This is a genomic window from Paenisporosarcina sp. HGH0030 (assembly GCF_000411295.1).
Classification (GTDB): domain Bacteria; phylum Bacillota; class Bacilli; order Bacillales_A; family Planococcaceae; genus Paenisporosarcina.
Genome location: NZ_KE150421.1, coordinates 2,439,950 through 2,463,638 on the forward strand (window position 1 = coordinate 2,439,950; position 23,689 = coordinate 2,463,638).

19 protein-coding genes, 2 pseudogenes and 2 riboswitches are annotated in these 23,689 nt (G+C 36.9%); of the genes and pseudogenes, 10 read left to right on the forward strand and 11 right to left on the reverse strand.

The annotated features are described in order from the left end of the window. Entirely contained in the window at positions 1–927 is a 927-nt protein-coding gene (locus tag HMPREF1210_RS11635; RefSeq protein WP_016428889.1) for an ABC transporter permease, read from the reverse strand. 158 nt (positions 928–1,085) lie between these two features. After that, a riboswitch (SAM riboswitch) is annotated at positions 1,086–1,192 on the reverse strand. A 96-nt stretch (positions 1,193–1,288) separates the two neighbouring features. Then, a riboswitch (SAM riboswitch) is annotated at positions 1,289–1,395 on the reverse strand. A gap of 413 nt (positions 1,396–1,808) precedes the next feature. Here HMPREF1210_RS11635 and HMPREF1210_RS11640 point away from each other — a divergent pair. Beyond that, a complete protein-coding gene (locus tag HMPREF1210_RS11640) occupies positions 1,809–2,354 on the forward strand; it encodes an ECF transporter S component (protein WP_016428890.1) in 546 nt (181 codons plus the stop codon). Positions 2,355–2,454: 100 nt separating this feature from the next. Here the strand turns inward: HMPREF1210_RS11640 and HMPREF1210_RS11645 are convergent, their stop codons facing one another. The 3 genes from HMPREF1210_RS11645 to HMPREF1210_RS11655 form a co-directional block, all read right to left on the reverse strand. Then, on the reverse strand, positions 2,455–3,846 hold the full coding sequence (locus tag HMPREF1210_RS11645; protein WP_016428891.1) for an amino acid permease: 1,392 nt from the start codon (positions 3,844–3,846) through the stop codon (positions 2,455–2,457). Positions 3,847–4,363: 517 nt separating this feature from the next. Continuing rightward, entirely contained in the window at positions 4,364–5,857 is a 1,494-nt protein-coding gene (locus HMPREF1210_RS11650; protein ID WP_016428892.1) for a malate:quinone oxidoreductase, read from the reverse strand. A 478-nt stretch (positions 5,858–6,335) separates the two neighbouring features. After that, the gene (locus tag HMPREF1210_RS11655; protein WP_016428893.1) at positions 6,336–9,503 is read right to left on the reverse strand and encodes an ATP-binding cassette domain-containing protein; all 3,168 of its coding nucleotides are present in this window, start codon (positions 9,501–9,503) and stop codon (positions 6,336–6,338) included. 333 nt (positions 9,504–9,836) lie between these two features. Here HMPREF1210_RS11655 and HMPREF1210_RS18450 point away from each other — a divergent pair. The 3 genes and pseudogenes from HMPREF1210_RS18450 to HMPREF1210_RS11665 all read left to right on the forward strand — a co-directional run. Continuing rightward, positions 9,837–10,027, forward strand: a pseudogene (locus HMPREF1210_RS18450) (hypothetical protein); the annotation flags it as partial. A gap of 78 nt (positions 10,028–10,105) precedes the next feature. After that, the gene (locus HMPREF1210_RS11660; protein WP_016428894.1) at positions 10,106–10,558 is read left to right on the forward strand and encodes a helix-turn-helix transcriptional regulator; all 453 of its coding nucleotides are present in this window, start codon (positions 10,106–10,108) and stop codon (positions 10,556–10,558) included. 24 nt (positions 10,559–10,582) lie between these two features. Next, a complete protein-coding gene (locus tag HMPREF1210_RS11665; RefSeq protein WP_016428895.1) occupies positions 10,583–10,978 on the forward strand; it encodes a hypothetical protein in 396 nt (131 codons plus the stop codon). A gap of 180 nt (positions 10,979–11,158) precedes the next feature. Here HMPREF1210_RS11665 and HMPREF1210_RS11670 read toward each other — a convergent pair whose 3' ends face one another. Together HMPREF1210_RS11670 and HMPREF1210_RS11675 are read right to left on the reverse strand one after the other, a co-directional pair. Further along, positions 11,159–11,605 carry an ATP-binding protein gene (locus HMPREF1210_RS11670; protein WP_016428896.1) on the reverse strand — a complete coding sequence of 149 codons (447 nt, stop codon included), beginning with the start codon at positions 11,603–11,605 and terminating at the stop codon, positions 11,159–11,161. A gap of 531 nt (positions 11,606–12,136) precedes the next feature. After that, the gene (locus tag HMPREF1210_RS11675; protein ID WP_016428897.1) at positions 12,137–14,215 is read right to left on the reverse strand and encodes a GAF domain-containing protein; all 2,079 of its coding nucleotides are present in this window, start codon (positions 14,213–14,215) and stop codon (positions 12,137–12,139) included. Positions 14,216–14,465: 250 nt separating this feature from the next. Between HMPREF1210_RS11675 and HMPREF1210_RS18675 the strand changes: the two genes are divergently transcribed. The 3 genes and pseudogenes from HMPREF1210_RS18675 to HMPREF1210_RS17765 form a co-directional block, all read left to right on the forward strand. Then, entirely contained in the window at positions 14,466–14,732 is a 267-nt protein-coding gene (locus HMPREF1210_RS18675) for an MBL fold metallo-hydrolase (RefSeq protein ID WP_036659589.1), read from the forward strand. A gap of 337 nt (positions 14,733–15,069) precedes the next feature. Continuing rightward, complete coding sequence (locus tag HMPREF1210_RS11685; protein WP_016428898.1) at positions 15,070–15,669, forward strand: SET domain-containing protein; 600 nt, start codon at positions 15,070–15,072, stop codon at positions 15,667–15,669. A 58-nt stretch (positions 15,670–15,727) separates the two neighbouring features. After that, positions 15,728–15,895 (forward strand): annotated as a pseudogene (locus HMPREF1210_RS17765) (sensor histidine kinase); the annotation flags it as partial. A 206-nt stretch (positions 15,896–16,101) separates the two neighbouring features. On the opposite strand, the gene HMPREF1210_RS11690 reads toward HMPREF1210_RS17765, so the two are convergent. Next, positions 16,102–17,295 carry a DUF4317 domain-containing protein gene (locus HMPREF1210_RS11690; protein ID WP_016428900.1) on the reverse strand — a complete coding sequence of 398 codons (1,194 nt, stop codon included), beginning with the start codon at positions 17,293–17,295 and terminating at the stop codon, positions 16,102–16,104. A 1,078-nt stretch (positions 17,296–18,373) separates the two neighbouring features. Here HMPREF1210_RS11690 and HMPREF1210_RS11695 point away from each other — a divergent pair. The 3 genes from HMPREF1210_RS11695 (at position 18,374) to HMPREF1210_RS11705 (ending at position 20,404) form a co-directional block, all read left to right on the forward strand. Then, on the forward strand, positions 18,374–18,853 hold the full coding sequence (locus HMPREF1210_RS11695) for a DUF2975 domain-containing protein (RefSeq protein WP_016428901.1): 480 nt from the start codon (positions 18,374–18,376) through the stop codon (positions 18,851–18,853). Positions 18,854–18,863: 10 nt separating this feature from the next. Continuing rightward, positions 18,864–19,085, forward strand: a complete 222-nt coding sequence (locus HMPREF1210_RS11700; RefSeq protein WP_016428902.1) for a helix-turn-helix transcriptional regulator — start codon at positions 18,864–18,866, stop codon at positions 19,083–19,085. A 71-nt stretch (positions 19,086–19,156) separates the two neighbouring features. Continuing rightward, positions 19,157–20,404, forward strand: coding sequence for a DUF4153 domain-containing protein (locus HMPREF1210_RS11705; RefSeq protein ID WP_036659591.1), 1,248 nt, complete (start codon positions 19,157–19,159; stop codon positions 20,402–20,404). A 113-nt stretch (positions 20,405–20,517) separates the two neighbouring features. Here HMPREF1210_RS11705 and rlmH read toward each other — a convergent pair whose 3' ends face one another. The 4 genes from rlmH to HMPREF1210_RS11725 form a co-directional block, all read right to left on the reverse strand. Continuing rightward, on the reverse strand, positions 20,518–20,997 hold the full coding sequence (rlmH, locus tag HMPREF1210_RS11710; RefSeq protein ID WP_016428904.1) for a 23S rRNA (pseudouridine(1915)-N(3))-methyltransferase RlmH: 480 nt from the start codon (positions 20,995–20,997) through the stop codon (positions 20,518–20,520). A gap of 90 nt (positions 20,998–21,087) precedes the next feature. Further along, positions 21,088–21,252, reverse strand: a complete 165-nt coding sequence (locus tag HMPREF1210_RS17775; protein WP_016428905.1) for a CxxH/CxxC protein — start codon at positions 21,250–21,252, stop codon at positions 21,088–21,090. A 201-nt stretch (positions 21,253–21,453) separates the two neighbouring features. Then, the gene (locus tag HMPREF1210_RS11720) at positions 21,454–22,680 is read right to left on the reverse strand and encodes a S1C family serine protease (RefSeq protein WP_016428906.1); all 1,227 of its coding nucleotides are present in this window, start codon (positions 22,678–22,680) and stop codon (positions 21,454–21,456) included. A gap of 217 nt (positions 22,681–22,897) precedes the next feature. Continuing rightward, positions 22,898–23,686, reverse strand: coding sequence for an MBL fold metallo-hydrolase (locus HMPREF1210_RS11725; RefSeq protein WP_016428907.1), 789 nt, complete (start codon positions 23,684–23,686; stop codon positions 22,898–22,900). Positions 23,687–23,689 lie beyond the last annotated feature (3 nt).

The following is a 23,689-nucleotide window of genomic DNA, read 5'->3' on the forward strand; positions in this document are numbered from 1 at the left end:
TTATTCACCCCTGCTTGTGAGTTTAATTCTAGGATCGACGAATCGATAAGCTAGATCGATGATAAATAAGGTAATGATTAAGATAATGCTGTAAAAAATTGTGGTACCGAGAATAACTGGATAATCCCGGTTGAAGATACTGTCAACAAAATACTTTCCGATACCAGGAATAGCAAAAATCTTTTCGATGACAAACGTTCCTGTAATGATGGCTGCAAATAAAGGACCGATAAAGGAAATAACCGGTATAAGTGCGTTTCTAATTCCGTGATTCACAGCAACAGAAAATGTTGAAAGTCCTTTGGCTTCAGCAGTTTTTATATAATTTTGGTTATAAACTTCAAGCATGCTGGTCCGGACAAATCTCGCGATGATCGCTAACGGTCCCAAAGCTAAAGCGAAGGAAGGCAAGATGGTGTGCTGCCATGTTCCCCAGGATGCCACCGGAAATATGCCCCACTCAACACCAAAATATTTGATTAATAACGGAGCTAAGATAAAACTTGGAATGGAAATGCCGATAATCGCGATAAACATAGATATATAGTCGAGCATCCGGTTATGGTTCAAAGCAGCAATCACTCCCAACCCGATTCCCAAAACAAGTGCCATTACAAGAGACTGGAGTCCTAGCAATGCCGATGGACCAAAGCCCTCTGCAATCAGCGTATTTACATCCCTTGTTTTTGATTGGATAGATGGTCCAAGATCGAATTGGGCCAAGTCTTTCAAATACAGAAAATATTGTTCCGCCAAAGGCTTATCTAAATTATATTTAGCTCGCATATTCTCCAGGATTTCATCCGGTAGCATTTTCGCGTCGCTCGCAAAAGGATCTCCCGGAATAAAATGCATCATAATAAAAGTTAAAGTTGCAATTATCCATAAGGTTACAATCATGGTAAACAAGCGTTTGACTATGTACACTTTTACTTCCTCCAATTCTAGATTTATAACCAATCAATCAAACCTGAATACTAGGTTTTATTAATGTGTTATTCACTTACTCAATTTGAATTTCCCTCCTTAAATACCGAAAACCCCTCAACAAAGATAAGTTGAGGGGCAGATTTAACCATAAACTTATCTTATCTGTTCAGAATTGATTCTGATGGAATTGGCACAGTGTTCTGCAAAAGAACCTGTTGCCGAGGTTTCATAGGGCCAGTCCCTCCACCTCTCTGGATAAGATTGATATTCAGTTTTCAAAATTTTGCTTTATGTACATATAAAAAAGCCTCTTCCAATAAACAAGAAGAGGCTCATCATAAATATATCGATTCAGCTCTTCTTATCTGTCAAGTTTACACCTGATGGAAGTAGCACAGTATTCTACAATAGAACCTGTTGCCGAGGTTTCAAAGGGCCATGTCCCTCCACCTCTCTGGATAAGAAAAGTTATTAAGTTATGTTCGGCTACAAATTACTATAGTGCTCTAATGTTTTACTGTCAACACAAATTATATAAATATTTTAAATAGATTTGTTTTTTTACAAACCGTGATCCATATAAGTACGGTTTTTATTAGTTTGATTTTGAAAGTATCACCTATATTTATAATGTAGGTATTTAGCAATTTTCAAGGTTTCTTGTAGCATCATTTACGTGAATTCAGATCTATTAACTAAACCCAAGTCCTTTAAATTCAGCTTCGTCCAATCAAAATCCCATCAGGATACTACACTTGATTTTCTGTTTTCTCTAAAAACTGACCCCTACATTTTCCGCTAAACTGATACTTTTAAATAGTCCAGCCCTTTGCTACTGTTATCAGTGAATTCAAAAAAACGCAAAGAAGGGTTAAACTATGCAAAATACACAAAGTTATTCAAGCTCAATCTCACGCACTCGCACATTTGATTTAATTTTAACGTCTATGTTAATTGCACTTGTATTCGTTGCTACACTCTTATTAAATATCAAACTACCGATTACGGCGAATGGCGGTTTAGTTCATCTTGGAACAGCTATGCTCTTCATTGCCTCCATTTTATTTGGTCCTAAAAAAGCAGCCATCGCTGGTGCTGTTGGGATGGGGTTATTCGACTTAGTTTCTAATTGGACATTGTGGGCACCCTTCACCATTGTGGCTCGCGGCTTACAAGGATATATAGTTGGAAAAATTGCTTGGTCGAACGGTCGCAATGGTAACAGTGTTGCTTTCAATCTACTCGCTACTATTGTTTCTATTCCTGTGATGTTAGCGGTTTATTACCTTTGTGAAGGGGTTCTATATGGTAACTGGATTGCACCTGTGGCCTCTATTCCTGGAAACATCGTTCAAAATGTTGTCGGGATCATTGTAGCCATTCCTGTAGCTAGTGCACTGAAAAAGGTTCCTTTTTTTAAGTAGTACTATTGTTAAACACCATATAACAATTTTTATATAACCTAAAAAGGGGAAGGCTTTGTTATTAAGCCTTCCCCTTTACTATTGTTTTTTAGAAAGTGAATTATCGGTTAGTCACTTGATCATCTTTTTGAGTATCTATTGGAACACGCTTGCCGATTCGAAAAGCGTAAAAACTAATGACAACAAGACATAAGAACACAATACCTGCAATAAGCGACATCCGTGTGTCCTCATTAAACCACATGCCAACTAAAACTATAATTAAAAAGGCGATGGTAATGTAGTTTGTCACCGGTGCAAAAGGCATTTTGAATGGATGATTATCCATTTCAGCCCCTTTTCTTTTTCGGAATTGAATTTGACTAATTAGAATGACAAACCACGGAATCATACCAGGCAGTACACTTGCACTGTATACATACACAAATAAATTTTCTGGTGCAATGTAACTTAGCACAACGCCAACTATTAAACCAAGCATTACACCAAGCAAACTAAATATAGGCACTCCATTACGAGAGAGTTTTGTAAAGAACTTTGGTGCTTGTCCATTTATCCCTAATGTATAAAGCATACGTCCTGCACTATAAATACCACTGTTACAGCCTGACAACGCCGCTGTGATGACGACAAAGTTAATAAGTCCGGCGGCGGCTGTAATACCCACTTTCGCAAAAGTTGCTACAAATGGGCTACCAATCGAACTCAGCTGATCCCAAGGATAAACTGTTACTATAACAAAAATCGCACCAATGTAGAAAATTAAAATACGCCAAATAAGACTTTGAATGGCTTTCGTTAATGTTTTTTGCGGATCTTTCGCTTCACCAGCTGTAATCCCAATTAGTTCGACACCTTGATAAGCCCCAATAACTAGTGATAGCGCAAAGAAGAAGCCTGTCCAGCCACCTGTAAAGAAGCCGCCATGTTCCCAAAGGTTAGATAATCCGATTGCATTTCCTCCATTACCAAATCCGAAGAAAATAAGGCCAAACCCAGCAATAATCATCAATACAATTGTAACGATTTTAATCATCGCAAACCAAAATTCAAATTCACCAAATACTTTAACAGAAACTAAGTTAGCTGCACCCAGAATCACTATTGCGATAAGACCTGGTATCCAAGCAGGCAGGTCTGGGAACCAGTACTTCATGTATGCCCCAACAGCTATAATTTCTGACATCCCAACAATTACCCACTGGAACCAGTTACTCCATGCCGTCATATACCCCGCTAAGGGATGAATGTACTTATGGCCAAATGTCGCATATGAACCTGTACTTGGCTCTAAATATAACATTTCTCCCATTGCACGCATTATGAAAAAGATAAAAATCCCTGTGATTGCATAAGCAAGCATTACAGACGGACCCGTCCATTTAATTGTGCTGGCTGAACCCATAAATAAACCAACACCAATTGTACCTCCCAAAGCAATCATCTGAATATGACGCGCTTCCAAGCCTCTCTTTAATTCTTTGTTTGCCATTCAATTTCCTCCTCTTAGACTATAAAATTGCTTCAATTAACAGCAAGCTACTAATATCTCTATTCGGTATTAAAAATGATGAAGGGAGCGTCACTTTCAATATATTTTAAAAGTAATTTACTTGTCTTATAATAATAAATTATCCGACAGAATACAAATGTATTTTTCAGGAAAACACTGGTATAATCAGTATCTTTCGACTATATTTAAAACAGTAACTATGTTAGAAATAAAATAATTTTTATTTCTAAATAGTAATAATATTATACAGATTCTTTCTATTGTATTCTTTCCCTCGATAAATATCTTTTCTTTATTGGATAAAAAATCAAACTTAAAAAATATATTGAATTTCACTTTCAGTAAACAGACATAGCTCCAGAGTTGTCGGAATCATTGTAGTTATTTTAGCTAAAATAAAAAAGGGGAAGGCTTAGTATATCAAGCCTTCCCCTTTTTTATTGTTTTTAAATGCTATGTTAAAGAAAGTATGAAAATTCCATATCCAAAATTAACTTTAGACTTGTTCTTTTTCACTTAGACCAAGCTTCTCTGCTATTGAAATATTTATTTCGTGCAGAAGCTCTGGATTTTCCATTAGTGACACGCCATAAGAAGGAATCATTTCTTTGATTTTTGGTTCCCATTCTTCCATATGTTGCGGGAAGCATTTTTTAATTACTTCGAGCATAACGTGAACTGCCGTAGAAGCACCGGGAGAAGCCCCTAGTAATGCTGCAATAGAGCCATCAGCAGCACTAACAACTTCCGTACCAAATTGAAGCGTTCCTTTGCCTTCAGAAGTATCTTTGATCACTTGTACACGTTGACCAGCTACAACTAAATCCCAATCCTCGCTCTTGGCGTTCGGGATAAACTCTCGTAACTCATCCATACGCTGTTCTTTCGATAACATAACTTGCTGAATCAGGTATTTTGTCAATGACATCTCTTTTGCGCCTGCCGCCAACATGGTTAAGATATTATTCGGTTTTACAGAGGTCACTAGATCCAAATTTGAACCGGTTTTTAAGAACTTAGGTGAGAAGCCGGCAAATGGTCCAAATAACAACGATTTTTTATTGTCAATAAATCGTGTATCAAGATGCGGAACAGACATTGGTGGAGCACCAACTTTAGCTTTTCCGTATACTTTTGCATGATTTTGAGCAATAACTTCTGGATTATTACACACCATGAAGATTCCGCTTACTGGGAATCCTCCAATTTGTCTACCTTCAGGAATGCCGGATTTTTGCAGTAAATGCACGCTTCCGCCTCCGCCTCCGATAAAGACGAATTTTGCAGTATGGTGTTCCACGATACCGCTGTAGACATTACTCACTTTTAATTCCCATGAACCATCGCCATTCTGGTACAAATTATCTACATTGTGGTTATATTTGATACGGACGTTCTTATTCTGTAAGTGGTCAAACAACATGCGCGTTAAAGCACCAAAGTTAACATCCGTTCCAGAGTCGATTTTTGTTGCCGCTATGACTTCATCCGAAGGACGATCTTGCATAATGAGCGGAATCCATTCCATCAGTTTTGCTGGGTCATCAGAAAATTCCATTCCTTGGAACAGCGGATTTTTTGATAGCGCTTCAAAACGTTTCTTTAAGAACGCCACATTTTGTTCCCCTTGTACCATACTCATATGAGGCAATGGCATGATAAAGTCTTCTGGATTATTTATCAACCCGTTTTTTACAAGATGTGACCAAAACTGCGTGGACAGCCGAAACTGTTCATTTATTTTAATCGCTTTGCTAATATCAATAGATCCGTCTGGTTTTTCAGTTGTATAGTTAAGCTCACACAGGGCCGCATGACCTGTTCCTGCATTATTCCATTCGTTTGAGCTTTCCTCTCCTGCATTGTCGAGCTTCTCAATCACTGTAATTTTCAATTCCGGCGCTAATTCTTTCAAAAGTGTCCCTAAAGTGGCACTCATGACTCCGGCACCAATTAAGATAACGTCTGTATTAGTTTCTCTCATGTTCATTTTTACCATCCTTAGTCCCTAAAATTGCAGAAAGGATCTAGGCGCTCTTGCTTAGAAAGCATAATAAGCCAAGGCGAGACCTAGTCACACACCTTTTCTGTTTAAAATATATCCATATTATAGTGTAATACAATTATTTAAACATTAATATATATTTACTATTACCTAATAATTATAAGCTAAATAAAAGCAGGTTAACAGTGAGAAGTCCTTCCATAAGGCTATGGAACATCCCAGTGTGTGCTGCACTGAAAAAATTCTATTTTATATAGTTAATTATAGTGATTTACAGTTTGACTTAAATCGATTCATTCTATATGACACAAAAAAGGGAGAACGCTTCGTATAACAAGCATTCTCCTTCTTTTTTGATTTAACTTCAAGTTTAAATTACCTCTTTGAAAGATTACCTTGCTCATTCAATGAAGTATTAATTCACACCATCTGTTGCTAGTTTGCACAAAACCATCAAGATAAGTTAATTATTTTGCTCAAGACTTTGATAAACGGAAATCATGTCTTGTTTATCCAGCTCACGAATACGATTGAAAATAGGTATATCTTCCACACCATCTGTAAGTAATCTTTCAGCCACTACATCCCTTACTTTACCGGTCAGCCAGGTTTGTACGTCGAAGCCTTCGATGATTTCCTTCCGACCTTCATTATTGATACCACTAGCATGACAACTCACACAGGGCACCGACAATTTATACACGCCGTCATGAAGACCATCTTCGGAAATGACTTTCTTCCCTGCACAGAATGGACATTTATGACTTGCTTTAACTTTATTGATTTGGGTAACAATTTTTTTGTATCCAAACGCTTCGTACACATAAGTTAGCTTTTTATATTTTCCATTGGTGAAATACTTATCGATAATGGTTTCTCTCGTTTCGGTAATATTGGCGAAATCACAGATTGTGATCTGGTTTTTACAGCTTATTGCTTCGATTTTGCTTCCAATACTGTCCCAGAATGGGAAAGCATTCTGTAAAACGATCTCGTAGTCAATAAAGCTTGCCTGTTCCAGTTCTAGCATTTTCAGTGCTACTTGCGTTCCCCTAGAAAGGATGGAAACATCTTCAGTAAGCGACATATCGCCGCCAACAACCGCTTTTAGTTTTTCCAGTTCCGGCAACTTCCCTACTGTTTTTATGACTTGATCGATTGGCTGTTGAATGAGTTCACGAATATCGATCCCACCAAACAATAGTTTTTTATGATGGTTCAGCACGGTTCCTTCACAAACTGGACAGGTAATCAGTTCTTTTGAAGCTTTCATATGATCTTTAATGATTGATTTCGAAATGAACATATAGCGTCCAATGATCAAATTAAAGCCTTCCCATGTTCTCGATGCCTTGCCAGCTTTATCATAAAACGACTTTTCCCAATAACCATATAAAAAAGTATGCTTTTCCGAGTTAGTCATCTCATTGAAGCTTTTGCTGATATCTTGTCCGAGTTCATTCTTGATCTCATCAAACAGGAATTGCAACTTTGGATATTGATAATATTTCAAAACTTCCATGACGTCGGAATGTAATAAGCCATCCCAGAATGGCACAGTTTTGTCCTGAATGACCACATCAAAATTGAATTTCTCAATGACCCGACGGCCGGAACAACATGGACAATGGTTTTCTTGATTATAGAAATCGAAGTTTCTTGTATCTTTATTGGTCGGATGGGCAGCAACGATATGGTTGATCAGCCCGCCCATTTCATAGAGGAAACTATATTGACTATACAAGTGCCTTTCAAGATCAATGGCGATAACGGGTGCGATGGTGTCGGATTCATATTCACCATAAATCAACCGAGCCATAGGTGAAAGGCTTTTTAGAATGCCGCCCTTGTAGATATTTTCTGCATTTTTAAAGTAGACCAAATGATTTTCTTCTAAGTAGTGAATACCGTTTCGCTGCTTGAGTGTTGAAGAAATGTGCAATGGAGCAACTTCTTCACTATTTTTTTGACAGTAATACTCTTCATGACTGACAACATCAAGATGTTGAACAGGCGCAAGCTGTCTTTTACCGAAATCAACAATAAAATCAGAGCTTTCTAGCATATATGCATTATGTTCAATCATCATGATGGAGACAGATTCATTCTCTAGAATGACCCTAACACTATCAATAAATTGGTTTAAAATATTTTGTGACAACCCTTTTGAAGGCTCGTCAAAAATAAACAAAGTATGTGGATTTTTGGCATTCGTAAACAACTCAGAAACTAAATGAACACATTGAAATTCACCTGTTGATAAAGTTTGTGTTTTTCTTTCTAACGTCAAATAACCAAGTCCAAGTTTGATCAATAAGCTCAAGCGTTTATGAGCGATGTCTTCCTTAGGGAGTTCATCAATAATATCTTCTATCGAACGTAGAAAAATATCATCTATCTCGTCACTATATTTAGTGAGTTTCTTCTTAATATCAAGAAACGTCGCAACGGTTGACCGGCTCGTAATCGATTGATTCCGATCTTGCCCAACCATGACTAGTTTATCTTTTGGATATCGCTTCATAAAATCTTTGGTGATACACTCATTGACGAGAGTGGATTTACCACATCCAGACTCACCGGTAAAAGTGACAAGTCTATTTTTGGGAATTCGGATTTCATCTATTTGAATATTTCGGCAGTAAAGATCCTGGAATTGATAGTATCCTGTTGGCATAGCCTGATTTCGTTTCCAGATGATTGGTTTTGGACGTGGGGATTCTTCTACAATTTTGCCGCCATACTTGCCACTTCCTGGTCCAAAGAACAATTGCTCATCTGTTGCATCGAGTACCGTGTCAGAATGATCGATGAGCCAGATTTGATTCTTATACCCTAATTGTTTTATCTGTTCTAAAATTTTCAATAGTGTTTCGTGATCAAGGCCAACCGAGATTTCATCAATAATAATAACGGTATTTTCACTGGCTGCCATGAACTCGGCCAAGTAAAGCCGTGTTAATTCCCCGCCTGATAAAGTCCCCATTATCCGATTCAATGTTAAATAACCAATATTCATATTGATGATATTTTGGAGAATATGCTGCTTCGCTTCACTAATGTGCAAAACTTCAGCTAATGAGAGAATGGTTTCTATGCTTAAGTCGTTGAGTTCGGAAATACTATGTGGTTTTCCAAGTAATTCAATCGTATATTGCTCAACTTCTTGGTTATAACGACTGCCCTTGCACTTTTTACATTCCACATTTTTGGTCGTGCCACGTCCTTTACAATCCCGACACCAGCCTAATTCATTATTAAATGAAAAAACTTCTGGAGAAAGATTAAATTTTTCAGCAAGGCGAACTCGAATTTCTTTAAAAACGCCCGTATGGGTGCCAATGGTAGACCGCGGATTAGAAGAAATCGATGCTCTTCCGAGAAAAAGCACTAAAGGCATGTCTTCCATTTTGATGGCACTGAAATTTGTTTCCATAATTTTAGAAAACAAATACTGATATTCTGCCTTTGGCAATAATGAAACGAGACGCTTCTTGGACTCTTCACCAATGGTTTGACTAAAAGTGGTTTTTCCGGACCCAGACAAACCTGCAATTCCTAACGATTGATTTAATGGCAGTACGGCATCTAATTGATTAATGTTATTAGCAATTAATCGATTTATTTTCATATGTACATCCTCTCTATTTATGTAAACTCAGTCTTTCCACGTTAGAACATCGACAAACTCTTTTATGATACGGGTTTACCGTGATACTCCAAAATGAGGTTTTACCATTCAAATAAGTTTTTTTATTTGATTTATAAAACTTCTTAAAAATCTCTGGAAAATACAAATGTAAACCAAGCTCTATTAATCAGTTACTTCCTTCATTTAAATTTATCACTAATTATGGATTATTAAAATAACATCAGAGTTAAACTATGTGATAGCTATTTTGATAAAGGATGTGTATTATTTGGATTTTTTCAAGGCCAAGAAACACTTACTACCTTTGAGTGGATTCTTCGAGCTATTGTTGCTTTTTTCTTCTTATTAACTGTTACTAGAGTATTAGGTCAGCGTGTCATCTCTCAATTAAGACTCTTGATTTCGCTATTGCTTTAGTCATTGGAAACATTATTGCCCATCCACTATCAGATGAACATCTTGGGCTTAAAGTGTCTATCGTTACAACCATTGTATTGGATGTACCATTTACAAAAGGCTAATAACAGTGTAATATTACACTATTAGTTTAATTTAACACTGTTGCATGGAGGTGATGTTATTTGAATAAAGAAACTGTAATTGATTTGATTTCTAAGAATGTTCGACTAATTCGTCTTGAAAAAGGATATTCTCAAGAAAAAATGGCTACTGTTCTAGGGATTTCCAAAAAGACACTGGTTCAAGTTGAAAAAGAAAGAACATCAATTGGTTGGACGAATGCAGTCGTAGTTTGTGCCTTATTTAAGGATAGTCAAATCATAGAACACATTTTAGGAGAAGAACCTTTTGAAGTAATTGAAACACTAGCTCACGATGGTATCAATACTCCAAAAGTAAAAACATTAGGAGGAAAAATGTTTTGGAATGAGATTGCGAAAAAAGGAAAATTTCGAGTACAACAAAATGTGATCAGCCAACATTATCGTATTTTAGATGGTAGTGATTATAGGTGGTATAGCACGTTTGAAGAAGAAGAAGTTATGAATCGTTTTTACGAATTAACTAATGAGTAATTAAATTTTAAAGGAGAAATTACAATGGATAAAAACAAGAGAGTCATTATATTAAACAGTATATTAGTAGGAACTATCGTACTAAATCTGTTTATTTTTACTTCACGTATGCGCTTTTTCCCTTGGTTTATTGAAGATGCATGGGGATATTTAGGATTATTCCTTACTGCACCAATTTTAATAGGTATTTTTTTCATACTAAGACATTTTCACAAGCAACAACTAGTCACAAATATAAATAAGACAATTCCATTGTTTGTCGCAATAACATCATTGATTATTGTGTTTGGGCCGACAACTGACTTTTTAAATATTGTTGCCCTTTTAATTAACGTAGCTTCAGTATTTTTAGCAACAAATTTCCTATTCAATCAAAATGGGGGGAAAAATAATTATGGATTTAGTAGTCTAAAAAATTAGAGTCGAATCTCTAACAAAGCAGGAAATTAGACTCATTTTATATCGAAATTTGTTTAGCGTATATTTTCGTTAAAATGTGGGCGGGACTCCGTAATGGCACTAAGTGAGGGTATTGATGCTGTAAATTATGTTTAATAAATAGAAGGGCCCCCTTTACCTAATCATAAAATCAGACTATCCCTACGAATTGCTTCTGTACGGCAGACACTCTTTTCCTTGCCTAATGGTTGCTGTACCCTTCGTTGTTGTATAAGGCGGTGTTTTCGGCAAAACGTTCATGACCAATAGCCGGATTGAATGATCTTTATAAAATATTTCATCAAACGAAGGGGTTATGTGTGGATCCGTATTTTCAAATATCCTTTTTTGTAATTCTTCTATGTCTATATCAAATGGAATCCCTATTAAAACATTTTCTATTCCCTGCATTTTGTCGGCCACGCCGAAAACAACGCTGCCCCCGCCGCCATTTGCCATACAAACAGCGTATTTAATCATTTTATTGACGTTTTCCTCCACAGCACTAAAATTCCATTGTTTAAAGTCTAGGTCCTGTGCCTCAAAATCATCTGCAATATGATGATCCAATTGCTGAATGATCTCCATGATTTCGCTTTTATTCTTCATAAGAATATCCTCCTTTCCAGCAAAATCGATCTATATACCTTGCAAATACGTTAACCAATGCTTATACAAAAAAGGCAGTCCCTTATTACAAATACACTTGTAAGAACTACCTCTTATTATATTTATATGTTTGTTTCGTCATGGCTGTTTATAAAGCTTTTTGAAATTGCACGCCGGCTCCATACTTGCATAAAGCCCCCGTGGTTCATTGATCCATTCAATCGGCTTCATCATACATTTTTCAACACATGCAATTCCCAACTTTCTCCAAACCGACACCTGCATTTTTCGCTAAAGTAATACTTTTGAATAGACTAATCCTTTGCTAACGTTATCAGTAAATGTGAAAACGGATTTATTATGTAAGGATTTCAAAGGAAGGCTTACGTGCCACTCCTCAATATCTATAAAAGAAGAAAGTTGATGAACAAACATGGAAACTTAAACATTTATCAATACTCCTTGCACAGGTACCTGAAATTTTGTTAAACAGATTAGAACCTCATTTACTTATGATACGGTTCTCCGTGACTAATCTAAATGAGGATTATTCAAATTGTTTTTAGAATAGAATTTAACAAAAAAAGTAGTGCCATCTAATCCAGTTTGAATTTCAATTTTCGCATTATGACGAGCAGCAATGGCGTAACAAATGCCTAACCCCAAGCCAGTGCCATTATCTTTGGTTGTATAGAATGGAGTACCCAGTTTCTCTAATATTTCTTGCCTGATACCTTCTCCTTGATCCCGCACTGCAAGAACCACACAATTTTCATCTTCTATGTAGGTACTGATGGATAGCACTTTCCCTGTGCTCATCGCTTCTAAGCCGTTACGGTATAGGTTTATTACTAATTGCCGTATCTCATTACGATTTAAAAGCAATTCTGGGATGTCTTTAGTATCGAATTGAATAAGTTTATTTTGATTAAATGTATCAATCTTTATTAAAGGTGAAATATCATAGATAATTGAATTTAAATCTAACATCTGTAAATCAGATGTCCTTGTATTTCCCATTGAAAGAAATTCAGTAATAATGGCATTGGCACGGTCAAGTTCTTCAATCATTAAATTAAAGTGGTCATTATGTTTTTCAAATTCGTCCTCTTTTTTTAATAACTGTAAGAATCCTCGTACCGTTGTCATTGGATTTCTAATCTCATGGCTGATACCTGCTGCCATTTGCCCTATTAATTCTAAGTTGGAAAACCTTCTCAGTTCATTTTCATATTTCTTTTTTTCCGATACATTTTTAAATAGGCAACAGATACCCTCGTCATACGGGTAAGCCACTACTTCGTAACAATAATCTTCAGAGGTTGCGGGAATATCGAAATGTACAGGAACTCGCTCTAACATCGCACGATGAAATTCTTTATACATGACGGTATCTATACTTTTCGGGAAGATCTCCCATATATTTTTGCCTAATACATCTTTTGCTGCTTTCTTTTGTGGTAGATATTGATGTTTATTTATGTAAATAAATTCCCATTCTTTATTCAAAGCAAAGAACCCATCCGTAATACTTTCAATAACACTTGTAACTTTTTCATTAGCAGCGGCTAGTTCCCTTGTTCGCTCTTCCACCATGTTTTCAAGTTTGTCCATATCTAACAAGTTTGAAAACGTAGGAGCTGTGGCATCAACTATAGATTGTGCCAGTTGAATTTGGGATTCATCGTAACTGTGAGTTTTTCTCACCAAATCCACAACTGTTATTACCCCTAATACTTCTCCCATTGAAACCAATGGAATCATAAGCAGCCCCTTTATATCTTCACTTGGGATTTGAATTATATTTTTAGTTATAATAACCTCTTGGATCATGGCTTCATAGCTATGGTCCATTCTTATGTTATTAAGGGTTTCACTCCACTCTGCTTCCGTCCAATTACAGTCTTTACTTAACTTCGTTAATGTAATTGTTTTTTTTTCTAACGGTTCTAGGAGGTGGGCAGCAATATTTTTGCTATCTAAAATCTTTCCTAAGTAGAAAAAGCATTTATCGAGACTTTCCTGTATCGAGGAACACATCGATAAATCACGTGTAACATTAAGCAACAACTGCTTTTCGGCAATAAGGTTTTCCTTTTGTGTTAAATTATTCACGTTTTGAATTGCGACTGCAGCCATATTCACATAAGCTTCAACACTTTGAATTTCCGACTCTGTCAAGTTCATTGGTGTTCCATAATCAAATAAAAAAACTAGACCAAATAACTCTTTCTCAAATGAAATAGGCAGAACTAATAAGGATTTAATTTTGAAGGCTTCAACTGTTTTCGGATCCGGTCGATTATCTTTTGAGGTATCCGGGATGTGGATGGTTTTTTTAGTTTCAATCACTTCTTTGGCTAGTAAGTCTATTTCAGGATCAATTAGTTGCGTATCGAGCGCCATGCCATTCATGAGTTCAGGTTTTCCTGCAAATCCTCTAAATGTTCCATCTTTTTGAGGTAAATAAATACCAACGGAATTACATTGAACAATCTCTTCAGATATTGCACTCGTTACACGCTGTAATACTTCACGTAGTTCTAACTTTGTATTTATTATTTTTGTTATATTTGCAAGCCTAGAATATCTTGTTTGTTCCATTAACATTCACACAGTCTCCAATCAATTGGGTTAGCGTTTATTATTTACGTCTTAGTGATCTTTCAAAGGAAGGTATCCAAGTTGAAATAAAGAATACTATATTATTAATAAAAAAGATTCCATACTGAATATCTTTTTACATGGGATAGGGATTTGGATTACTTATTTGAACCGATTAATGAAAATGTATATGTACTAGCAATATGGGACACAAGTTGGAACTCTTATAACAACTGTTATTTTATTGTACAGGAAGTTGATAGATTTAGGTAAAAAGGAGCATTCCATATACCTTGAACAAGCTCTAAATAGAATAGGCAAATCACCAGAAGATGTTACTCTCATCTTAGCAACCCACGGTCATAAGGATCATGTACAAGAAGCTACTATTTTTAAAAATGCTTCTTTTGAAGAACACGATGTATCCTCTCCGTCCCTTCCAAACGATAGCCTTATCCTGAAAACATTATCGAATTGCATGAGTAATAGCCTTGTTTTTTGTTCGATAAAACTCTTTATTTGAAATTGGTGTTGTTCCCTACGACCACATTAATTGGTAATTTCCAAACCAATATCGATTTCTTTAACATAGTAACTACTTCTTGGAGCCCTCCACATTCTCATTAAATATATATTCTTATTATTTCTTTTGATAAAAAAGTATTTATTAGAACGAGTGTCTACTCAAAACGAAATGTATGAGCATATACATATTGAATATCCAATAATTTGTTACGTTTTCGATGTTAAGAAGATAAGTGTAATTTTATTACGCGAGACCATCATTTTCTTCCCTACTGAAGTTTAACCTCTCATTTTTTTGGAGAATAAAATGAATTCGATAAAGGAGGAATAGCAAAATGATGCATCCGAATACCGAAATTCGGTATGTAAATGAGAAAGTAGGAATTGGAGTTTTTGCAACAAAATTAATTCCTAAAGGAACCATTGTCTGGATTAAAGATGATTTAGATATTGTTCTTGATGAGTCATATATTGAAAGTCTTGATGATGTTCGAAAAGAGTATATATATAAATACTCATATTTAGATAATGACGGCGAATATGTTCTCTCTTGTGATCACGCAAAGTATATTAACCATAGCTTCAATCCAAATATAGTAGATACAGTATATGATTTTGAGTTAGCTGCGAGAGACATTCAACCTGGCGAACAAATAACATGTGATTATGCTGCATTGGGTGAAGATGAAGATTTTGAATGTATACCTGAAGAAGGCACTTCAAGAACAAAAGTGACAGCAGATGACTATCTAGTTTTATACGAAGAGTGGGATAAAATGGCAATAGAGGCGTTTAAGTATTTCAACAAGGTGGAACAACCTCTAAAACATATGATCAGTGAGCAATATACCGATAAAGTAAATGCGGTTGCTAATGGAACCGAACCACTAGATTCAATCCTTACTTTATTTATCGATGATGATGATGAAGACTGAGATTGAATTTTCGAAATTAGAATAACAGTTTTAAAGGCTTTAACAAAACACGACCTAAAAACAAATTTTTGAATGCTACTATCGAGTTACAAATACCAAAAACGTTCGCGGCACAGGTCTCGGCATGGCTATTTCTAGAGATATTATTGAGGCACACGGTGGAAATGTTATATTGTCGAGTAAAGTTGGCATCGGTACAACCGTGGAAATTCGTTTAAGTGAGTAAAAGATAAAAGGGCTATCTAGTTGGAAAAATAACTAAAAAAGCCCTTTCTTATTGAAAAAAACAGTCCAAGTAAAATAATTAAACTGTTCCCTTTATTACTTCCTAAACCTCATTTACTTATGGTAAGATTCACCGTAGCAGGGCTAAATGAGGTTTATTCTCTTTTCCATTTTAGATAGCCGGCTGAAGGACCACCCAACTCTCTCCTACTCCAACAGCTCTTCCGGAAGCAGCTTAAATCCTTCAATCATCGTGTCTTCTTCCACCTCGATCAATAGACAGCGTTTGCCATTGTAATTGATCTGTTTGACATATCTCAAGTCTTGCGGGCTGATCGCAATATTCGCTACTTTCGTGCTGATTTTGATTGACTTGGACGCGTAGCTTGGAACGACATGGCTTGCTTTCATTTCATAGTTTTTGTCTTCAACCACCTGCTGAAAGGCCATTTCCACTTTTTCCGTACTCACATCTTTTACGCCGCTCGCCTTCAACACACGTGCAACCTCTATAGAATCCAAAGTAGGAGTACTCCCTACTTCGTCCTCACCCTCTTTTTCCACCAATAACATATTATTGATTTCATCATATACACCGGCGAGGGTTTTCGAATTTACTTCATCACCAATTACTGCTTTGACAATTTCTTCAAACACCGCTTTATCTTCCTCGGCAGTCATGATTTCATTGCCGTTCAACACATTCTCGATAAACTGGAAATCTGGTTTATTCGCTTTGCTCGCAGCATAAAGGACGTGATTGATGTCTGCGGCGTTGTCCGTGAAGCTAGGGAACAGAAATCCACCAATTGGAGTGGCAAGTTTAATGACGGGATCAGCCAGCAGACTGGACTTAAACTCTTTCTCGACAAAATCAAACACCAGTGAACGTTTCGGCAGTTCGGTTTGATTCATGCTACTGAGGATAAAAGGAGTGGTATACACTTCATCTCGAGCGTCTATTTCCGTTTCATCGGGATGACGTTTCGTCGTTTTATAATAGTTTCCACGAATGAATGTGATGACTATGTCCTTTTCATATTGGCTATACTGAACCATCTTCAAGGCGATGCGTTGCATACCCGCTTTCCATTCCCCGACATCATCTGCATGAAGTCCCTCAAATAAAAGGTGCTGCGTATGGTCCGTTTGCCCCTCTCCTTGACGCTGGAACTTCACCTCAAACAGCTTCACATCTAGTTTCCCACCTAAAACCTTTTTAAAGTTGGCAAGGAACAGCTCTTGTTGCTCCCGGTCCAGCAAGGAAAATGAGCGGCTCTCCTCATGATAGATTTCACTGCTTTCTTGCTTGATATAAACGTTATAAATATCAGCTATTTTAAGCAAATCAGTATCCATCTTAAAGTGTTTGCGAATCTCTGCTATATCCTTATTATTCATCTCTAATTCCAACTCCCTGGCAAGTAAGATCCGTGTTATCTACAAAAAAAGAGCATCCAAAGCTACAGTTTAGCTTCTGACACCCCTTTATTATAACAATATTTAAAATGAAGAAAGGAACACAGTCAATTTTGGATCGAGTGACTCCTGTGGGAGCAGCGTAGCGACGTGTCCAGTGAGGCCCGCGCGGAAAGCGTTTGCCTGTTTCTGTCTCTGCATCGCTGTGCTAGCTTCGAGACATGAAAAGGCGTTGCATCGCTGCGCTAGCTTCGAAACCTAACGAGAACCATCCCCTGTTTCATAAGCATTCTTGCTTCATCAAACACAAGAAATGTCCCCGTGTCTCAGTCGTAATAATCTCAATTATTTAAAAGGAATTTTATAGTATATAATGGACATATAATAAAAAAGAGAGAAGTGTTGTAAGCACTTCTCCCCATGTAACCTCTACCGTCAGGGTGGTGGTTGTCATTGTGGATTATTTATGAGAACCACCCTTTTGCTTGCGACGGCGCAGGGTGGTTTTCTTGTCTTCTAGAACATTCTTCCGAAAAAAATATGCGCTTACTTCACGCAGAACTCCCTTCAGAACTTCTCTGAGAATTTCAAGAAATGTTTCCGTGATTATCACCTCCTTTCCTAACAAAGGAAAAGAAGATTGACAACCCGGCAACCCCAACAATATACAGCTAACAACTCCATTCTATCGTTTACTACCTATCTAAAAACCTATCAATCTTCGACAAATATCAGGGAGTGCCAGGAACGAATATTAGAACTTTCTAATTTCATCGACTGTCTTTCGATCTAATCGTTTAATAATTTTACGCTCTCCCGTTATACGATACGGAGGCAAAAAGAAAATAAAAAAGTTAGCTTTTTTAGTGATTAACAGTAATTCAATTGAGGCTCATGAGATACACCCTATAGAGCATTTCTTTGTAAAGAGGAATGTTTTTATTTTTGCCTTAATAACTTATTAACAATAAAAACATTATAAAAATAAATAAAAATTTATTGTTTATCGATAAATAACATGTTAATATCTAAAAAACAATACTTATGAGAGGTGATTTTCATGAAACCTGAAACACTATTTTTAAAGTTAGCGGTTGTTCTTATGGGCTTTCCAGTTCTTGCTTTATGCATCTTTTTGGTACCTGAGTTAGGTAATATTGCAGCAAAATTGCTTCCAGAGTTTGATTTGATCAAATACCTCGTTACTATCGTTTTTGATGCATCGGCGATTCCCTTTTACTTTGCTTTGTATCAGGCTTTTAAACTTTTACGCTATATTGATAAAAATAAAGCTTTCTCGCAACTATCTGTATATTCTTTGCGGAATATCAAATTCTGTGCCATCACAATCAGTACCTTGCATGTGCTAGTCTTGCCACTCTTCTATCTCTTTGCGGATAAAGACGACGCCCCAGGTGTCATCTTTATCGGATTGTTTGTTCCTTTTGCTTCAATGATGATTGCAGTCTTTGCTGCTGTTCTTCAAAAGCTATTAAAAAATGCCATCGATATAAAATCAGAAAATGATTTAACGATATGAGGTGAAACCAATGGCTATTATAATCAATATTGATGTGATGTTGGCTAAAAGGAAAATGAGCGTAACGGTACTTTCGGAGAAGGTTGGCATCACGATGGCGAATCTTTCAATATTGAAAAATGGAAAGGCAAAAGCGATTCGATTATCAACTCTAGAGGCGATTTGTAAATCATTAGAATGTCAGCCTGGAGATATTTTAGAATACAAAAGTGACGAAGACAGTCAAAGGTAAGAGAGTTTGATTAATAAACATTGTTGAGGAAAGTAGGACTTAATATGACAATTATTAAGGGAGGTATAATCATGGACAGTAACAATTTAATTATTGAAAATATTGCTAATCCCCATGAGCTGGAGAGAATGTTTAGAAATGACCCCAAAGCCTTTAAAAAGTCATTCTCAGACGCATGGGAACAAAATCCTGATTCTCAGGTTCTTGGCATTTGGTATGAAAGATTGCATTTCAAGGAGACGGCACATTCAGAAAAATCTTCCTTGCTTCAAAAAGGTTTCTTATTCATGGGCATTTTAGCCATTCTGGCCGGGATAAGCACCAGAATCATTTTCCATTTTGTCGAACAAGAAGCAATTGCTCCAATTAACCTGGCTTTTGGTATTATTCCCTTTATTGCTGCCTATTTTGTTTACAATAATACTCCGAAAAAAAGTGTTATTTATTCCCTTGCAGCGTTGTTCCTAATTTCCGGGTTTTATCTTAATATGCTACCATTAAATTATAAAGACAGTATTATCCTTGCTTATTTACACCTTCCCATATTCTTATGGGTATTGGTAGGGCTTGCATTTACAGGAAATGAATATTCAAAAGGCAGTACAAGATTAGCCTATATTAAATTTAATTTGGAATATTGTATTCTCTACGCCAGCATGGCAGTTAGCGGAATGGTGCTAGCGGCATTAACCATGCAGTTATTTAGCTTTGTTGGCTTGGATATAGAAGAATTCTATTTTAGTAATATCGTTTTATTTGGTGCTGCCGCTCTCGCTATTGTGGCTGCATACCTGGTATCAATGAATCTTAATCTTGCTAAGAATATTACACCATATATAGCTAAAATTTTTAGTCCTCTTGTTCTGATCACATTGTTGGTCTATCTTATAACGGTTATATGGGTCGGAAAAAATCCATTCTTGGACCGCAATTTCCTGATAGCCTTCAACGGAATACTCCTTGGTGTATTGGCCGTTACCATATTTTCTATTACCGAAAGCGACTCAGACGAGAAAAAGAACATTTCAGATTATATAAATTTTTCCTTAATTGTTCTTGCGCTTATCATTGACAGTGTGGCTTTGTCAGCCATCGTGTTCAGACTTTCTTCTTATGGGATTACACCAAACAGACTTGCTGTTTTAGGTGTAAACATACTTATCTGGGGAAATCTTATTTGGATTATGGTCTCATATATGCGTTTTCTACAAAACAAGACCGGACCTTCACCCATCCAAGATGCGGTCACTAAGTATTTGCCAGTTTACGGACTTTGGGCGGCTTTCGTTACATTTACTTTTCCTTTCTTTTTTAATTAGAAAGGCTATATTAATGTAACGGATGTTGATCTTCCTTATAAACACCAAAAATGAAAAAGTTATACTCATAACTTTTTCATTTTTGGCTTTTTATTTTTCTAAAAAAACCTCATTTACTTATGATACGGTTCCCCTTTAATAATCCGAAAAGCTCGATATACTTGCTCCACCAACACCAATTTCATCAATTGGTGTGGCAAGGTCATTTTTGAGAATGACAGCTTTTCATCAGAGCGCTTCATCACGTCTTCATGCAGACCGAGTGATCCTCCGATGACGAACGCGATTTTGCTGCGACCATATGTCATGAGTGACTGTAAATCATCCGCTAGTTGTTCAGATGATTTCATTTTGCCCTCGATTGCCAATGCGATGACATAAGTGTCCGTTCCGATTTTTGCCAAAATGCGTTCGCCTTCTTTTTTCTTGACGATTTCCATGTCAGCATCACTTAAATTTTCCGGTGCTTTTTCGTCTGCCACTTCAATCAAATCTATTTTTGCGTAACTTCCCAATCGTTTTGTGTATTCTTCAATACCCATTTTTAAGTACTTTTCTTTTAACTTCCCAACGGAAATTATTGCGATATTCACAGGTTATCCACCTTTACACTTTATTTACAAACACGCTATCCACAGAAGTTATACACATATCCACAACCACAAACTATATATAGTAGGCAATCATTCGTTCGCCACTAAATATATTGCAGCGACATCACAGTAATCGCATTTTGTGGATATCTTTTCTTCATCTGTGAGTTCCGTTAAAATCGGGAAGGTATTTTGCTCAGCCACAAACATGTCCAATGCATGTTCTATATGGGTTTGACAGCATTTAATTTTCATTTTTCTTCATCCTTTCGGTTTTCGAACAATTCAATTAGTTATACACAATTCACACAACTTTATCCACAATCTATTTTAACAAACAAAAAGCGAGTAGGAAAGGTACGGGTTCGCACCTTCTACTCGCTGTGTAAATGTTTTGTTAATATAAAATTGTTATCCACAATTCTTTTTGGTCATCCACAACATTGACAAACCTTTTTATAGAGCTGAATTGTCTTTCAATTCTAAGGTCGCTTCTATCAGTTGACCTTTACGATACACTTTCAATTTCAAATCGTCACCGATTTCTTTTTCATTGTATAAGTGTTTACGTAAATCGATCATGTTATCGATTTTTTCTCCATCCATTTCAACGATTACATCATATTGTTTCAATTCCGCTTTTTCCGCTGCTGATCCTTCTATTACTTCGTCAACGACCACCCCTGTTGAAACTTCTTCCGGTAAACGAAGTGTATCTCTCTGATGGTAAGCAGAAACGTTGGTCACATCGACTAATGTTACACCCATTGAAGGACGTTTCATTTCGCCGAATTTTTCAAGATCTTCAATGACAGGAATGGCAGAGTTAATTGGAATCGCAAGGCCAATCCCTTCGACTGTCGCCTGAGATATTTTCATGGAATTGATTCCTATCAATTGACCAGCTAAATTGACAAGTGCCCCACCACTATTTCCTGGGTTGATGGCTGCATCCGTTTGCAATACTTCAGCCTGCCAATCAATTTGGTTATCTCCATTTAAATCAACCGGAATTGCACGGTCTTTACCGGAAACAACTCCTGTCGTTACGGATCCTGAAAAATCCAGACCAAGTGGATTACCGATTGCAATGACCGTTTCCCCTTGTTTCAATGAATCTGAATTTCCAAATTCCGCAACTGTTGTCACTTTGGAAGCATCCATTTCTAAAACAGCTAAGTCTGTCCAAATATCGGCCCCAAGTAATTTGGCATCCACTTTGGCTCCGTCTGCCAATGTCACTTCTATTTGAGTTGCACCTTCAATAACATGATTGTTGGTAACAACGTATGCTTTATCTCCTGATTTTTTATAGATGACACCTGAACCTGTTCCCGCTTCTTGTTCTTCACTGGTTGGTCTCAAGAAATCTGACGTGGATTGAATGTTAGTCACGCCTACAACTGCGTTCGCTGCCTTGTCGACTGCAGATGTGACATCAGTAGTTATATCCGCAGATATTTGCTGATTAGTTGAAGACACAGCTGATGAGTCTTTGGCACTTAACTCGGTTCCACCAGGCATCATGCCAACGAGCGAAGGAAGCATCAGCCAAACGATTAGTGCCCCAATCATAACCCCGATAAGACCACTGAAAAAGTAGCCACCTTTACTTCCTTTCCTAATAATCCTCGTTTGTTGTTCTTTTTGTGGATCTGATGGTATTTGATCGTAGTAACCCATAGATAATCTCCCTTTCTGTTATTCGATACCTTTACTTTACCAAGTCAACATTAAAATTAAATGAAAATGAATTTAAAACTTGCTCAAAATAAAGAAAAGCGTATAGTGCCACTCAAGCTCGAAGCCATGAAATGTGGAACAGGCCGTGAGCTGGCACTTGGTGCTAGACACTACTTAGTTAAAAAAAGCATCAAAAAACCCCACAAATTTGTGGGGTTTAGATAGTCACTAATTCAGTGGCTTTATTGGCATCTGTATCAAAAAGATTCAAATATTCACCGGTAATAATTCCGCATGATTCAAGTGTTTGAGTAACACTCATTCGTGCCAGGTCCTTCATGTTATTATCTTTACTCAAATGAGAAAGATAGATACGTGTTGGTTTTTCTTCGACGACTTCGCTCATTGCGACAGCGGCATCTTCGTTTGACACATGTCCTACGTCGCTTAAAATCCGGCGTTTGACCGACCACGGGTAACGACCCATTTGTAGCATTCCTACGTCATGATTGCTTTCGAACACAAATGAATCCGCACCTTTGATATGACCCTTCATCCGGTCACTGACATATCCAGTATCCGTGATTAACACCAGTTTACGTCCATTTTCATGAAATACGTAAAACATTGGATCTGCAGCATCATGGGATACAGCGAACGATTGAATGTCTAGTGAGCCGAATGTTTTTACAGTCTCCATATCAAAATGAAAACGTTGCTCGAGTGGAATGTTTCCGACAAGATGTTCCATTGCCATCCAGGTCTTGGCATTGGCATATATGGGAACTTTATATTTACGGGCGAGAATTCCAAGCCCTTTTATGTGATCACTATGTTCATGCGTAACCAAAATTCCGCTCAAGTTTTTCACATTGCGGTCAACAGAGGCGAACAACTCCTCCATTTTACGTCCACTAAGACCAGCATCCACTAAAAATGAATGTTCTTCGTTTTCAACGTAAATGGCATTTCCGCTACTTCCGCTTGCTAGAACACTAAAACGCATGAT

Bases quoted from the DNA above. Each gene is read 5' to 3' on its own strand.
- HMPREF1210_RS11705 (WP_036659591.1), top strand. From the start codon at position 19,157: ATGGACAGTAACAATTTAATTATTGAAAATATTGCTAATCCCCATGAG.
- HMPREF1210_RS11655 (WP_016428893.1), bottom strand. From the start codon at position 9,503: ATGAAAATAAATCGATTAATTGCTAATAACATTAATCAATTAGATGCC.
- HMPREF1210_RS11650 (WP_016428892.1), bottom strand. From the start codon at position 5,857: ATGAACATGAGAGAAACTAATACAGACGTTATCTTAATTGGTGCCGGA.
- HMPREF1210_RS11675 (WP_016428897.1), bottom strand. From the start codon at position 14,215: ATGTTAATGGAACAAACAAGATATTCTAGGCTTGCAAATATAACAAAA.
- HMPREF1210_RS11695 (WP_016428901.1), top strand. From the start codon at position 18,374: ATGAAACCTGAAACACTATTTTTAAAGTTAGCGGTTGTTCTTATGGGC.
- HMPREF1210_RS11670 (WP_016428896.1), bottom strand. From the start codon at position 11,605: ATGAAGAATAAAAGCGAAATCATGGAGATCATTCAGCAATTGGATCAT.
- HMPREF1210_RS11665 (WP_016428895.1), top strand. From the start codon at position 10,583: ATGGATAAAAACAAGAGAGTCATTATATTAAACAGTATATTAGTAGGA.
- HMPREF1210_RS11700 (WP_016428902.1), top strand. From the start codon at position 18,864: ATGGCTATTATAATCAATATTGATGTGATGTTGGCTAAAAGGAAAATG.
- HMPREF1210_RS11725 (WP_016428907.1), bottom strand. From the start codon at position 23,686: ATGCGTTTTAGTGTTCTAGCAAGCGGAAGTAGCGGAAATGCCATTTAC.
- HMPREF1210_RS17775 (WP_016428905.1), bottom strand. From the start codon at position 21,252: ATGAAAATTAAATGCTGTCAAACCCATATAGAACATGCATTGGACATG.
- HMPREF1210_RS11690 (WP_016428900.1), bottom strand. From the start codon at position 17,295: ATGAATAATAAGGATATAGCAGAGATTCGCAAACACTTTAAGATGGAT.
- HMPREF1210_RS11645 (WP_016428891.1), bottom strand. From the start codon at position 3,846: ATGGCAAACAAAGAATTAAAGAGAGGCTTGGAAGCGCGTCATATTCAG.
- HMPREF1210_RS11720 (WP_016428906.1), bottom strand. From the start codon at position 22,680: ATGGGTTACTACGATCAAATACCATCAGATCCACAAAAAGAACAACAA.
- HMPREF1210_RS11640 (WP_016428890.1), top strand. From the start codon at position 1,809: ATGCAAAATACACAAAGTTATTCAAGCTCAATCTCACGCACTCGCACA.
- HMPREF1210_RS11685 (WP_016428898.1), top strand. From the start codon at position 15,070: ATGATGCATCCGAATACCGAAATTCGGTATGTAAATGAGAAAGTAGGA.